Consider the following 14116-nt stretch of genomic DNA (forward strand, 5'->3'; position numbering starts at 1 on the left):
TGAACTCAACCCAGGGCAGACACGATCCTGCCCCGGGGTAGCGCTATTGCATATTTCGTTATTGCGTCAGCTTGGCCTTGGCCGCCTCGAGGCCTGGCTTGCCGTCCACGGTAGTCACGCCGGCCAGCCAGGCTTCCAGCTTGCCAGGGTTCTCCTTGAGCCACTTCCTGGCGGCCGCCTCGGGTTTCATCTTGTCGTCCAGGACATAGCCCATCATGGTGCTTTCATCCTTGAGCTCGAACGACAGGTTCTTCAACAGCTGGCCAACGTTGCTGCATTCCTGCACATAGCCCTTGCGGGTGTTGGTCAACACGGTCGCCTTGCCAAAGTCGGGGCCGAAGAACTCGTCCCCGCCGGTCAGGTACTGCATCTTGAAGCGCGTGTTCATCGGGTGCGGTTCCCAACCGAGGAATACGATGGCCTCGCCGCGCTTCTGCGCACGGTCGACCTGCGACAGCATGCCGGCCTCGCTGGACTGCACGATCTTGAAGCCGGCGTCCTTCAGGCCGAAGGCGTTCTTGTCGATCATGCTCTGGATGGTGCGGTTGCCATCGTTGCCGGGCTCGATGCCGTAGATCTTGCTGTCCAGTTCCTTCTTGAACTTGGGAATGTCGCTGAAATCCTTCAGCCCCTTGTCATACAGCGCCTGGGGCACGGCCAGGGTGTACTTGGCGTTCTCCAGGTTGGCGCGCACGGTTTCTACAGTGCCGGCGTCGCGATATTGCTTGATGTCGTTCTCCATGGTCGGCATCCAGTTGCCGAGAAACACATCCAGGTCCTTGCCGGTGGCCAGCGACTTGTAGGTCACCGGTACCGAGATCATGGTGGTGTGAGCCTTGTAGCCCAAGGCCTCGAGCACAACGCTGGTGGTCGCGGTGGTGACCGTGATATCGGTCCAGCCGACGTCCGAGAAGCGTACTGTCTGACACTGCTCGGGCTCGGCGGCCTGGGCCAGCAAGGGTGCGGACAGCAACGCAGCCAGCAACAGCGATGGTGAACCTTTCATGGATGGACTCCTGTGGATTTGTCTTCGGGTTCGCGTGGGTCGCCGGGCTTTCTCAGGGTCCGGTCGACCAGGCCTGCAGAGGGCAGGATGCGTGGCCGTGCTTTACGAGTCGCTTTCGATAATCCTCCAGCGCCGGGCAATCGCCTACTGGTAGGGTCGTAACCAGTACGGAACGGGTCGTATCCAGTACAGGCGATGTCGCTTATGGATTTTTCCATCCCCCTGGGCGCATTTTTGCGTCACCACGGCGCCCTAAAACGGCGTGGCAAGGTTGGCTCCCCATGCAAAAACAGCGCGGCGCTGCTGGACAAAAGTACGTCGGTTGCAGACGGCGAGGGGCACGGCAAAAGCCCGATGATGCCTGCATTCAAGGCGGCTCGCTGCTTCAGCCTAGCAGCTGCTGCACCCTGCGCATGGCGCGCAGAGACAAGCCCATCAAGAGGTGATTCGACAATGGCCATCAGCGTGTTCGACCTGTTCAAGATCGGTGTCGGGCCTTCCAGCTCCCACACCGTCGGCCCCATGCGTGCTGGCGCCCTGTTCGTCCAGGGCCTGCGCGAACGCGGCGAGCTGGAGCGTGTGAAGCGGATCGAGGTGCGCCTGTATGGCTCGCTGTCGGCCACCGGGGTCGGCCACGGCACCGACAACGCCACCATCATGGGCCTGATGGGCGAATGGCCTGACGCCATTGATCCGACCCAGATCGCGCCGCGTATCGCCGACCTGCGGGAAACCCGCACGCTACTGCTGGACAACCGCCTGCCCATCGAGTTCGTCTGGGCCCGCGACATGCTGCTGCTGGACGAGAACCTTCCGTACCACCCCAATGCCATGACCCTGATTGCCGAAGGCGAGCAGGGCGAGCTGCACCGCGACACCTACTACTCGGTGGGTGGCGGCTTCGTGGTCGATGCCGCCCAGGCCGCCAGCGGCGTGCTGGACGCCGACCAGACGGAGCTGCCATACGACTTCAACAGCGCTGCCGAACTGCTGCGTCTGTGCAAGCAAAACGACCTCAGCGTGTCGCAATTGATGATGGCCAACGAGAAGGTCTGGCGTAGCGAGGAAGAGATTCGCGCTGGCCTGCACAAGCTCTGGGAGGCCATGCAGGAATGTGTAAACAACGGCTTGAAATACGAAGGCACGTTGCCTGGCGGCCTTAATGTGCGCCGCCGCGCTGCCAAGCTGCACCGCAATCTGCAGGAGATCGGCAAGCCCAATGTGATCGGCTCGACCATGAGCGCCATGGAATGGGTCAACCTGTTCGCCCTGGCGGTCAACGAAGAGAACGCCGCTGGCGGGCGCATGGTCACTGCACCGACCAACGGTGCCGCCGGCATCATTCCTGCGGTGCTGCATTACTACATGCGCTTCAGCGATGCGGTGAACGAGTCCAGTGTGGTCGACTTCTTCCTCGCCGCTGCGGCGGTGGGCATCCTGTGCAAGAAGAACGCGTCGATTTCCGGTGCCGAGGTTGGCTGCCAGGGTGAAGTCGGTTCGGCCTGTGCCATGGCCGCTGCCGGGTTGGCCGAAGTGCTGGGTGCTACGCCGCCGCAGGTGGAGAACGCCGCTGAAATCGCCTTGGAACACAACCTCGGCCTGACCTGCGACCCAGTTGGCGGTCTGGTCCAGGTGCCGTGCATCGAGCGCAACGCAATTGCTGCGGTAAAAGCCATCAACGCGGTGCAGATGGCCTTGCGTGGTGACGGCGAGCACTTCATTTCCCTCGACCAGGTGATCCGCACCATGCGGGACACCGGGGCCGACATGCACGACAAATATAAAGAGACCTCGCGCGGTGGCCTGGCGGTCAGCGCCATTGAATGCTGAGTCTTTGAGCTCCCTCAAGGGCCTCATCGCGGATGAATCCGCTCCTGCAGGGTCATGCATTCCTTGTAGGAGCGGATTCATCCGCGATGGGGCCCTTGAACGTTTCAAGTGCGCCGCGCCCTGTTTCAGTGCGTGGTCTAAGCTGTCCGATCGTCGGGTGTCGCTATCAGTACGAGCATTGTCGGTGACACTCAATAGTGTCGTTTCTGGGCAACCAACGCTGCGCGTGTCACCAAATTGCTCAGTCGTTACCCGCAAGGCGCTAGCACGGCGGTTTGCAAATACTTGCCCACTCGATCGAAGCACCTGATTTGCCGAATAAAGGCGTCGTTTTCAGGTTTTTTTGGATGGCCGTTCAATTTCCGGCACGGCCTTTGCGTTGAGATTGAAACAAGCCCCTTGCACCTGAGGCGGGGGTAATAACAAGAAATGAATGCCCGCCTGAGGCATACCCTGCATTTGTGTGAGGAGAAATCGCGATGACGTCCTACACCTCCGGGAATCCAACCCAGAACCGCACAGCACCCCAGTCCATCGGGTTTCTTCTATTGGACAACTTCACCCTGATTTCGCTGGCCTCGGCGGTCGAGCCGTTGCGCATGGCCAACCAGTTGTCCGGTCGCGAGCTGTACCGCTGGCACACCCTGACCGTCGACGGCGGCCAGGTGTGGGCCAGCGACGGCCTGCAGATCACCCCGGACGCGGCCATGCACAGCGCCCCACCGATGGACACCGTCATCGTCTGCGGTGGCGTGGGCATCCAGCGCACCGTTACCCGTGAGCACGTCACCTGGCTGCAGGCCCAGGCCCGCCAGTCGCGCCGCCTGGGTGCGGTGTGCACCGGCAGCTGGGCACTGGCCTGCGCCGGCCTGCTCGACGGCTTCGATTGCAGCGTGCATTGGGAATGCCTGGCGGCCATGCAGGAAGCCTACCCGCGGGTGAACATGAGCACTCGCCTGTTCACCCTGGACCGTAACCGCTTCACCAGCTCTGGCGGCACTGCGCCGTTGGACATGATGCTGCACCTGATCAGTCGCGACCATGGGCGCGAGCTGTCGGCGGCGATCTCGGAGATGTTCGTCTACGAGCGTATTCGCAACGAACAGGACCACCAGCGCGTGCCGCTCAAGCACATGCTCGGCACCAACCAGCCGAAGCTGCAGGAAATCGTCGCGTTGATGGAGGCCAACCTCGAAGAGCCGATCGACCTGGACGAACTGGCGGTGTACGTATCGGTATCGCGCCGGCAGCTCGAGCGCCTGTTCCAGAAGTACCTGCACTGTTCGCCGTCGCGCTACTACCTGAAGCTGCGCCTGATCCGCGCCCGGCAGCTGCTGAAGCAGACGCCGATGTCGATCATCGAAGTGGCGTCGGTGTGCGGCTTCGTGTCTACCCCGCACTTCTCCAAGTGCTACCGCGAGTATTTCGGCATTCCGCCGCGTGACGAGCGTGTGGGCTCCAACACCGCGCAGCAGGTGGCCATGATGCCGATCCCGCAGGCCATGACCTTGTCGCCGCACAGCGGGCCGATGGCTGCCCTGAGCCAGGCGCGCAACGAGTCGACCTTTGCCAGTGTAAGGCTCTGAAACGGCACTGGCCCCTTCGCGGATAAATCCGCTCCCACAGGTACTGCACTGCTTTCAAGTTCAGTGCAGTACCTGTGGGAGCGGATTTATCCGCGAAGAGGCCAGTGCAGGAAGGTTCGGTCAGGCGCGCTGGTTGAACTGCGCCAATGCTGGCAACAGCTGTTTGTCGATGGCCTGGCGTACCGCCGGCAGAATCGTCGCGCTACCGGTATACATCTGCTCCACCATGCCCTTCAGCGCCCGGGCATTGGGCTCGGTCAGCCCGCGCACCACTGCCTCGCAGGCCTGCTCGGCGCTGGCACCGGCCGGAATATCGAACCCGCGCGCGCGCAGGTGGCCTGCCAGGTCGTCCTGGTCAATCAAATCCGCATGCATCATGGCTGTTGTCCCTTTTATCGCTAAGAGAGTGCTGCTGTGATTTACGACCGATTCTGTGACGCTGGCGACATACCCGCAACCACAGAATGGCGCCATGGCTGCTTTGGCTAAGAACAGGTCGTTTCCGGCTAAATCGAACTGCCGGGAACTGCGCAAACTCAAGCCATCTACCGCAACGGAGGGTTTGGTCACCCTCGTTCGTGCAACGTGGATGCTGCTCGCTCTTGGCCCCGGTTGCTCACGGCTTCCCGGGGCTATTTTTTTGCCTGAATGCATGACCTGTGGGAGCGGGCCATATGTTGCTGCTCAGTTTGGCGTAGGCAGGGCTATCACCCGGCCGAGGAACTCAGCCGGGGGCACATTCTGCTGCCCATCCACCAACCCCTGCAGCAACCCCACACTGCGCTCACTGAACGGCGCCGACTTCGGCCCGGCCAGGTCCACATGCAGCAGCATCTGCTCGCTGGCCGCAAGCGCCTTGTCGAAGCCCGCCCGGTGCAGGCTGTGGTAGAGGTGCAAGCGCTTGCGATCGAAGCCGATGATCTGGGTCTGCACCCACACCTCGCTGCCCAGCTTCACTTCGTGCAGGTAGTTTATGTGCGCTTCCAGGGTGAACAGCGAATTGCCGCTTTGCCCCCGGCTGTCGGCATCCAGGCCGATGCGCTCCATCAGCGCATCGGTGGCATAGCTGAAGATCAGCAGGTAGAAGGCATCGCGCAGATGCCCGTTGTAGTCGACCCAGTCCTCCTGGACCGGGGTGCGGTAGGTGATCAGTGCGGGCATTACAGGGTCCTCAATCGCCGAAGGCCATGCCGTGGTTGGCCTTGCTGGTTTTCACCGCGTCCAGCACGGCCAGCAGGGTGTCATCACGATAGCGCTCCAGCGCGGCGATGCTACGTTCGCCCAGCTGTTCCGAGGTGCCTTCGACCACGTCGTCGATCAGTTTGTCGGTCAGCTCCGGTGCTGGCAGGTAGGTCCAGGGCAGCTTCAGCGCCGGGCCGAACTGGGCCATGAAGTGACGCATGCCAGCGTCGCCTCCGGCCAGGGTGTAGGTCAGGAACGTGCCCATGAACGACCAGCGCAGCCCGGCGCCGAAGCGGATCGCATCGTCGATTTCGCCGGTGCTGGCCACGCCGTCGTTGACCAGGTGCAGGGCTTCGCGCCACAGCGCCTCAAGCAGGCGGTCGGCGATGAAACCGGGTACTTCCTTGCGCACATGCAGCGGGCGCATGCCCAGCGCGGTGTAGATCGCCTTGGCCGCTTCGATGGCCTCGGGGGCGGTGCGTTTGCCACCGACGATCTCTACCAGCGGCAACAGATATACCGGGTTGAACGGGTGGCCGACCACGCAGCGCTCGGGGTGGGTGGCCGATTCGTAGAACTCGCTGGGCAACAGGCCCGAGGTGCTGCTGCCGATAATGGCGTCGGGTTTGGCCGCGGCGCTGATTTTCGCGTGCAGGTCGAGCTTCAGGTCCAGCCGCTCCGGCGCGCTTTCCTGGATGAAGTCGGCATCACGCACGCATTCCTCGATGGTGGCGACGAACTTCAGCCGGTCCGGGGAAGCACCCGGCGCCAGGCCTTGCTTCTGCAAGGCCGGCCAGGCGTTGGCAATGCGCTTGCGCAGCGCCTGCTCGGCGCCAGGCGCCGGGTCCCAGGCGACTACGTCCAGGCCGTGGGCCAGGGCACGGGCGACCCAGCCGCTGCCGATCACGCCGCTACCCAGGGCAGCGAAGGTGTTGATCTGGGTGATGAAGGTCATGTTGTTCTCCTGAATGGATCAGCGGCGTTTGAGGTTCATCTTTTCCCGGCCTTCGGCCGGGGTAAGTACACGGGCGCCAAGGCGCGAAATGATTTCTACCGCGCGCTCGACCAGCTGGCCGTTGCTGGCCAGCACGCCACGGTCCAGGTACAGGTTGTCCTCCAGGCCTACGCGCACGTTGCCACCCAGCAGCACCGCCTGGGCGGCCATCGGCATCTGCATGCGGCCGATACCGAAGCCGGCCCAGGTGACATTGGCCGGCAGGTTGTCGACCATCGCCTTCATGGTGGTGGTATCGGCCGGGGCGCCCCACGGAATGCCCAGGCACAGCTGGAACAGCGGGTCGTCGAGCAGGCCTTCCTTGATCATCTTCTTGGCGAACCACAGGTGGCCGGTGTCGAAGATTTCCAGCTCGGCCTTGACCCCCAGTTCGGTGATGCGCCGGGCGCCGGCACGCAGTTGCGCCGGGGTGGAAACGTAGATCGAATTGCCGTCGCCAAAGTTGAGGGTGCCGCAGTCGAGGGTGCAGATTTCCGGCAGCAGCGCTTCGACATGCGCCAGGCGTTCCAGCGGGCCGATCAGGTCGGTGCCCGGGCCGAACTCCAGCGGCGTTTCACCCGGGCCGATTTCCAGGTCGCCGCCCATGCCGGCGGTGAGGTTGACGATGATGTCCACGTCGGCTTCGCGGATGCGCTCCATGACTTCGCGGTACAGCGCCACGTCGCGGCTGAAGCGGCCGGTCTGTGGGTCGCGGACGTGGCAGTGGACCACGGTGGCACCAGCTTTGGCGGCTTCTACGGCAGCTTCGGCGATCTGTTTGGGGGTGACCGGGACCAGGTGGCTTTTCGAGGCAGTGTCGCCAGCGCCGGTGAGGGCGCAGGTGATGATGACGTCGTGGTTCATGGTGGGTTCCTTGTGATAGCTGTGTTGGGCTTTTCGCGGGCGCGCCCGCTCCCACAGGATCTACGTGACCCTGAGTGTGTCGCTGTACCTGTGGGAGCGGGCATGCCCGCGAAGGGGCCGGATCAGTTGGCGGTGAGCTTGAGGTTGTCCGCCGCCGGCTGGCCGTCGAAGGTGGTCACCCCCTCAAGCCAGCGGGCCTTGTCCTGTGGGTGATCCTTGAGCCATTGGCGAGCCGATTCCAACGGGTCCTTGTGGTCGAGCAGCGGCTGCATCATGCGGCTCTCGTCTTCGGCGCTGAAGTTCAGGTTGGCCAGCAGGCGGTGGGCGTTGGGGCAGCGTTCGGCGTAGTCCGGCGCGGTCACGGTCCAGACCGTCGCGCGGCCTTCGTCAGGGCCCAGGGCGTCCTGGCTGTCGCCCAGGTAGACCATGTCGATATTCACGTTCATCGGGTGCGGCGCCCAACCGAAGAACACCACGGCCTCCTTGCGCCGTACCGCGCGGTCGACGGCGGCGAGCATGCCGGCCTCGCTGGACTCGACCAGCTGGAACTTGCCCAGGCCGAACTGGTTCTTGGCGATCATCGCCTTGATCTGGGTGTTGGCGCCGGAGCCTGGCTCGATGCCGTAGATTTTCCCGCCCAGCTCCTTTTCGAACTTGTGGATATCGGCGAAAGTCTTCAGGCCCTTGTCGGCCAGGTACTTGGGCACCGCCAGGGTAGCGCGGGCATCTTCCAGGCTGGGCTTGTCGAGCACCTTGACCTGTTTGGCGTCGACGAACGGGGTGATGGTCTGGGTCATGATCGGGTTCCAGTACCCGAGGAACATGTCCAGGCGTTTGTCGCGGATGCCGGCGAAGATGATCTGCTGCGACGCGCTGGTCTGCTTGGTCTGGTAGCCCAGGCCGTCGAGCAGCACCTGGGCCATGGCGCTGGTGGCGATGACGTCGGTCCAGTTGACCACGCCCAGGCGGACGTTCTTGCAGGCCGCGGGCTCAGCGGCGTAAAGCGGGGAAGCGACGATAGTGCTCAGGGCTACGGACAACAGGCTGCGGCGGATCAAGCGTTGCATGGTGGCTCTCCATCGGCAGGGCGTTTTTTATAAGGGCCGGCCTCTCTGGGCCGTGTGAACACGCTACGCTGCTGCCAGGGTGGAAAATCGCACCCTGGCGACCAACAATTGCACGGAGGCGACCACCTTTGCCGTGGAGCATGCAATGCCGCAAATCATCCATTTCCTGTTGTTGCCCGGTTTCTCGGCGATTGGCTTCATCAGCGCCCTGGAGCCACTGCGGGTGGCGAACCGTTTCCAAGGCCCGTCGTATAGCTGGCAGGTGCTGAGCCTGGATGGCGGCGCGGTGCAGGCCAGCAATGGCATGTCGGTAAACGCCGATGCGGCGCTGACGGCGGCCGGGCCTGGCGGCGTCCTGTTGATCGTGGCCGGTTTCGACCCCCTGGCCTGCTATGGGCCGGCCCTGCAACACGCGCTGCGCCGCCTCGACCGCGACGGGGTGATACTGGGCGGCATCGACACCGGTGCGGTGGTGCTGGCCGAGGCCGGCCTGCTGGATGGCCACCGCGCCACCGTGCATTGGGAAGCGCTCGAAGCGTTCAAGGAAAACTACCCGAACCTGCAGGCGACCCAGGAGCTTTTCGAGATCGACCGGCGGCGGATCACCTGCGCTGGTGGTACCGCCTCGATCGACCTGATGCTCGACCTGATTGCGCAAGCCCACGGTAGCGAACTGGCAGTGCAGGTGTCGGAGCAGTTCGTGCTGGGGCGTATCCGCCAGCGCCAGGACCACCAGCGCATGCAGATCGCCAGCCGCTACGGCATCAGCAACAAGAAGCTGGTGAAGGTGATTGGCGAAATGGAGCGCAACACCGAACAGCCGCTCAACACCCAGGTGCTGGCCGAAGTGGTGCAGGTGACCCGGCGGCAGCTGGAGCGGCTGTTTCGCCTGCACCTGGACGACACGCCCAGTGGGTTCTATTTGCGACTGCGGCTGGACAAGGCCCGGCAGCTGTTGCGCCAGACCGACATGAGCGTGCTGGAGGTAGCGGTGGCGTGTGGCTTCGAATCGGCGTCGTACTTTACCCGCTGCTATCGGGCGCGCTATCAGCGCTGCCCGCGGGAGGATCGTCTGGCCCGGGTGGTTTGAGCGTTCAAAGCCAAGCGCCATCCGTTGTAGCGGTCTTGTGTCGCGAAAGGGCCGCAAAGCGGCCCCAACAATATCTGCCTGGTCCGCAAATACTACTGCTGGCCGATGGACTGCAAATACTCCGAGCGGTCATCGCTGCGCTGCGCCACGCAGGTATCCCAGGCCGCCTGGAATGCCTTGCTACCGGGCTTCTCGGCAAAGGTTTCAACCTTGCAGTCGGCGTCACGCAGCTGCGTCCACAGCTTTTCGGCAGCGTCCATGCGCGCGACCAGGGCGTTGGCCTGGTCGCCTTCGTCGGCATATTGGTCATGGATGCGCTGGATCAGGTCGTCATACGCCGCTTTCAGTTCGCGTTCGGCAGTCTGCTTGTTGAATGCAGCGCAGGCGTAGGTCTGCTGGTCGCTCTCGACGTTGTCGCAGGGGGTACTTTCTTCCTCGCCGGCCTGGGCGCCCGACACGACAGCCAGCAGTACCAGCCATGCCATTGATTTCATCCGTATTCTCCTCAACAAGGCTGACGAATCGCTGGGATTCTCGCTCAGACGGCGGCGCCGCGGTAGCTGCCTGAACAAATGTTCATGAAACGCTCGAAAACGTCGTTATCGAGACTGTCTCTCATCCCCAAACGGCGTAGTCAAGGCGCTGGAACGAGCGTGTTGTCGCGCATTGACGCTTTCGGCAAACCCCCTGTCGTTTTTGCATCGGGGCGCCGTCAGGCACAGGCATATGCTGGCCCCAAAGCGCCGGCACAAGGTTTGGCGCCAACCTATTCAATAAAAGGGGACAGCCTGATGAGCCCAGCCGAACTTCACGCCGACAGCATCGTCATCGACGGCCTGATCATTGCCAAATGGAACCGCGAGCTGTTCGAAGACATGCGCAAAGGCGGGCTGACTGCGGCCAACTGCACGGTTTCGGTCTGGGAAGGCTTCAAGGCAACCGTCGACAACATCGCCGCCAGCCAGAAGCTGATCCGCGACAACAGCGACCTGGTCATGCCGGTGCGCACCACCGCCGACATCCGCAAGGCCAAGGAGCTGGGCAAGACCGGCATCCTCTTCGGCTTCCAGAACGCCCACGCGTTCGAAGACCAGATCGCCTACGTCGACGTGTTCAAGCAGCTGGGCGTGGGTATCGTGCAGATGTGCTACAACACCCAGAACCTGGTGGGCACCGGTTGCTACGAGCGTGACGGCGGCCTGTCGGGCTTCGGTCGCGAGATCGTCGCTGAAATGAACCGCGTCGGTATCATGTGCGACCTGTCCCACGTCGGCTCCAAGACTTCCGAAGAAGTCATCCTCGAATCGAAAAAGCCGGTGTGCTATTCGCACTGCCTGCCGTCGGGCCTGAAAGAACACCCGCGCAACAAGTCGGACGAAGAGCTGAAGTTCATCGCCGACCACGGTGGTTTCGTTGGTGTGACCATGTTCGCGCCGTTCCTGGCCAAGGGCATCGACTCGACCATCGACGACTACGCCGAAGCCATCGAGTACACCATGAACATCGTCGGTGAAGACGCCATCGGTATCGGTACCGACTTCACCCAGGGCCACGGCCAGGACTTCTTCGAGTACCTGACCCACGACAAGGGTTACGCCCGCCGCCTGACCAACTTCGGCAAGATCATCAACCCGCTGGGTATCCGTACCGTGGGCGAATTCCCCAACCTCACCGAAACCCTGCTCAAGCGCGGCCACTCCGAGCGCGTGGTGCGCAAGATCATGGGCGAGAACTGGGTCAACGTCCTCAAGGACGTGTGGGGCGAATAAGCCGCTCTCCAAGCCTGTAAGCCCCTGCCAGCAACGCCGGGGCATCCCAAACAAAATTTTTATGGAGTTGAGTTTCCATGGCCAAGATCGCCCCGCAATTGCCAATCGAAGTCGACAGCGAGACCGGTGTCTGGACCAGCGACGCCTTGCCGATGCTGTATGTACCGCGCCACTTCTTCGTCAACAACCACATGGGTATCGAAGAAGTTCTCGGCGCCGAGAAATACGCCGAGATTCTCTACAAGGCCGGCTACAAGTCCGCCTGGCACTGGTGTGAGAAAGAAGCCGAGTGCCATGGCCTGGAAGGCGTGGCGGTGTTCGAGCACTACATGAAGCGCCTGAGCCAGCGCGGTTGGGGCCTGTTCGAGATCCAGGACATCGACCTGGACAAGGGTACCTGCAGCGTCAAGCTCAAGCACTCGGCGTTCGTGTACGTCTATGGCAAGTGCGGCCGCAAGGTCGACTACATGTTCACCGGCTGGTTCGCCGGCGCCATGGACCAGATTCTCGCTGCCCGTGGCAGCTCGATCCGCACCGTGGCCGAACAGGTCTACGGCGGTTCGGAAGAAGGCCACGAAGATGGCCTGTTCGTCGTCAAGCCGTTGTAAGCCGGAGATAGCGTCATGGCATTCGAAGCAATGTTCCAGCCGATCCAGATCGGCAAACTGACCATCCGCAACCGCGTGCTCAGCACCGCACACGCCGAGGTCTACGCCACTGACGGCGGCATGACGACCGACCGCTATGTGAAGTACTACGAAGAAAAGGCCAAGGGCGGTATCGGCCTGGCGATCTGCGGCGGCTCGTCTGTCGTCGCCATCGACAGCCCGCAGGAATGGTGGTCGTCGGTCAACCTGTCGACCGATCGCATCATTCCGCACTTCCAGAACCTGGCTGACGCCATGCACAAGCATGGCGCCAAGATCATGATCCAGATTACCCACATGGGCCGTCGCTCGCGCTGGGACGGCTTCAACTGGCCGACCCTGATGTCGCCGTCGGGTATCCGTGAACCCGTGCACCGCGCCACCTGCAAGACCATCGAGGTGGAAGAGATCTGGCGCGTGATCGGCAACTACGCGCAAGCGGCACGCCGCGCCAAAGAGGGCGGCCTGGACGGCGTGGAACTGTCGGCCGTGCACCAGCACATGATCGACCAATTCTGGAGCCCGCGGGTCAACAAGCGTACCGACGAATGGGGCGGCACTTTCGAAGGCCGCATGAAGTTCGGCCTGGAAGTGCTCAAGGCCGTGCGCGCCGAGGTCGGTGACGACTTCTGCGTGGGCATGCGCATTTGCGGTGACGAATTCCATCCGGACGGCCTCAGCCATGAGGACATGAAGCAGATCGCCGCGTACTACGACGCCACTGGCATGATCGACTTCATCGGTGTGGTCGGCTCGGGTTGCGACACCCACAACACGCTGGCCAACGTCATCCCCAACATGAGCTACCCGCCGGAGCCGTTCCTGCACCTGGCGGCAGGCATCAAGGAAGTGGTCAAGGTCCCGGTACTGCACGCGCAGAACATCAAGGACCCGAACCAGGCCACGCGTATCCTCGAAGGCGGCTACGTGGACATGGTCGGCATGACCCGTGCCCACATCGCCGACCCGCACCTGATCGCCAAGATCAAGATGGGCCAGATCGACCAGATCAAGCAGTGCGTCGGTGCCAACTACTGCATCGACCGCCAGTATCAGGGCCTGGACGTGCTGTGCATCCAGAACGCCGCGACCTCCCGTGAATACATGGGCGTGCCGCACATCATCGAGAAGACCACCGGCGCCAAACGCAAGGTGGTGGTAGTGGGGGCCGGCCCGGCCGGCATGGAAGCGGCCCGCGTGGCTGCCGAACGTGGCCACGATGTGACCCTGTTCGAGAAGAAGGACCAGATCGGCGGGCAGATCACCATCGCCGCCAAGGCGCCGCAGCGCGACCAGATCGCCGGTATCACCCGCTGGTACCAGCTGGAGCTGGCGCGCCTGAAGGTCGACCTGCGCCTGGGCACCGCTGCCGACGTGGCGACCATCCAGGACCTGCGCCCGGACATCATCGTGCTGGCGGTGGGTGGGCATTCGTTCCTTGAGCAGAACGAGCACTGGGGCGCCGCCGAAGGGTTGGTGGTCAGCAGCTGGGACGTGCTCGACGGCAAGGTGGCACCGGGCAAGAACGTGCTGGTGTACGACACCATCTGTGAATTCACCGGTATGTCGGTGGCCGACTTCATCGCCGACAAGGGCAGCCAGGTGGAAATCGTCACCGACGACATCAAGCCGGGCGTGGCCATGGGCGGTACTACCTTCCCGACCTACTACCGCAGCATGTATCCGAAAGAAGTGATCATGACCGGCGACATGATGCTGGAAAAGGTCTACCGCGAAGGCGACAAGCTGGTGGCGGTGCTGGAGAACGAATACACCGGCGCCAGGGAAGAGCGCGTGGTCGACCAGGTGGTGGTGGAGAACGGCGTGCGTCCTGACGAGCAGCTGTACTACGCGCTGAAGGAAGGTTCGCGCAACAAGGGCCAGATCGACGTGGAGGCGCTGTTCGCCATCAAGCCACAGCCGATCCTCAGCCAGCCGGGCGAAGGCTACCTGCTGTACCGCATCGGCGACTGCGTGGCCCAGCGCAACGTGCATGCGGCGATCTACGACGCCTTGCGCCTGTGCAAGGACTTCTGATCGCACCGGCATGAACACCGCCCCCGAGGGCGGGATTGGCCCCC

General features: G+C 62.9%; 13 protein-coding genes. 6 read left to right on the forward strand and 7 right to left on the reverse strand.

Annotation, left to right across the window (positions count from 1 at the left end; translation table 11 throughout):
* Positions 1-58: 58 nt before the first annotated feature.
* The gene (locus HU760_RS24175) at positions 59-1006 is read right to left on the reverse strand and encodes a choline ABC transporter substrate-binding protein (protein ID WP_170027858.1); all 948 of its coding nucleotides are present in this window, start codon (positions 1004-1006) and stop codon (positions 59-61) included.
* A gap of 453 nt (positions 1007-1459) precedes the next feature.
* Between HU760_RS24175 and HU760_RS24180 the strand changes: the two genes are divergently transcribed.
* A complete protein-coding gene (locus tag HU760_RS24180; protein ID WP_186674956.1) occupies positions 1460-2836 on the forward strand; it encodes an L-serine ammonia-lyase in 1377 nt (458 codons plus the stop codon).
* Between the two features lie 479 nt (positions 2837-3315).
* Entirely contained in the window at positions 3316-4422 is a 1107-nt protein-coding gene (gene gbdR, locus HU760_RS24185) for a choline metabolism transcriptional regulator GbdR (RefSeq protein ID WP_186674957.1), read from the forward strand.
* A 120-nt stretch (positions 4423-4542) separates the two neighbouring features.
* On the opposite strand, the gene HU760_RS24190 is transcribed toward gbdR, so the two are convergent.
* From HU760_RS24190 to choX, 5 genes are all read right to left on the reverse strand, one after another.
* The gene (locus HU760_RS24190; RefSeq protein WP_170027860.1) at positions 4543-4800 is read right to left on the reverse strand and encodes a hypothetical protein; all 258 of its coding nucleotides are present in this window, start codon (positions 4798-4800) and stop codon (positions 4543-4545) included.
* Between the two features lie 306 nt (positions 4801-5106).
* Positions 5107-5583, reverse strand: a complete 477-nt coding sequence (locus tag HU760_RS24195; protein WP_186674958.1) for a thioesterase family protein — start codon at positions 5581-5583, stop codon at positions 5107-5109.
* A gap of 10 nt (positions 5584-5593) precedes the next feature.
* Positions 5594-6559: an L-carnitine dehydrogenase gene (locus HU760_RS24200; RefSeq protein ID WP_186674959.1), complete on the reverse strand. Its 966-nt coding sequence runs from the start codon at positions 6557-6559 to the stop codon at positions 5594-5596.
* An 18-nt stretch (positions 6560-6577) separates the two neighbouring features.
* Entirely contained in the window at positions 6578-7462 is an 885-nt protein-coding gene (gene cdhC, locus HU760_RS24205; protein ID WP_186674960.1) for a 3-dehydrocarnitine:acetyl-CoA trimethylamine transferase CdhC, read from the reverse strand.
* Between the two features lie 122 nt (positions 7463-7584).
* Entirely contained in the window at positions 7585-8529 is a 945-nt protein-coding gene (gene choX, locus HU760_RS24210; RefSeq protein WP_186674961.1) for a choline ABC transporter substrate-binding protein, read from the reverse strand.
* Between the two features lie 145 nt (positions 8530-8674).
* Here choX and HU760_RS24215 point away from each other — a divergent pair, with 145 nt between their 5' ends.
* Positions 8675-9619: a GlxA family transcriptional regulator gene (locus HU760_RS24215; RefSeq protein ID WP_186674962.1), complete on the forward strand. Its 945-nt coding sequence runs from the start codon at positions 8675-8677 to the stop codon at positions 9617-9619.
* A 92-nt stretch (positions 9620-9711) separates the two neighbouring features.
* Here HU760_RS24215 and HU760_RS24220 read toward each other — a convergent pair whose 3' ends face one another.
* A complete protein-coding gene (locus tag HU760_RS24220; protein WP_186674963.1) occupies positions 9712-10113 on the reverse strand; it encodes a lysozyme inhibitor LprI family protein in 402 nt (133 codons plus the stop codon).
* A gap of 297 nt (positions 10114-10410) precedes the next feature.
* On the opposite strand from HU760_RS24220, the gene HU760_RS24225 reads away from it, so the two are divergent.
* The 3 genes from HU760_RS24225 to dgcA all read left to right on the forward strand — a co-directional run bounded on the left by HU760_RS24225 (position 10411) and on the right by dgcA (position 14072).
* Positions 10411-11388 (forward strand): dipeptidase, encoded by a 978-nt coding sequence (locus tag HU760_RS24225; RefSeq protein ID WP_003257506.1) that lies wholly within the window; start codon positions 10411-10413, stop codon positions 11386-11388.
* 77 nt (positions 11389-11465) lie between these two features.
* Positions 11466-11996, forward strand: coding sequence for a DUF5943 domain-containing protein (locus HU760_RS24230; protein WP_087501965.1), 531 nt, complete (start codon positions 11466-11468; stop codon positions 11994-11996).
* A 15-nt stretch (positions 11997-12011) separates the two neighbouring features.
* Positions 12012-14072 carry a dimethylglycine demethylation protein DgcA gene (gene dgcA, locus HU760_RS24235; RefSeq protein ID WP_186674964.1) on the forward strand — a complete coding sequence of 687 codons (2061 nt, stop codon included), beginning with the start codon at positions 12012-12014 and terminating at the stop codon, positions 14070-14072.
* Positions 14073-14116: the final 44 nt, after the last annotated feature.

This window comes from Pseudomonas oryzicola (assembly GCF_014269185.2).
GTDB lineage: Bacteria > Pseudomonadota > Gammaproteobacteria > Pseudomonadales > Pseudomonadaceae > Aquipseudomonas > Aquipseudomonas oryzicola.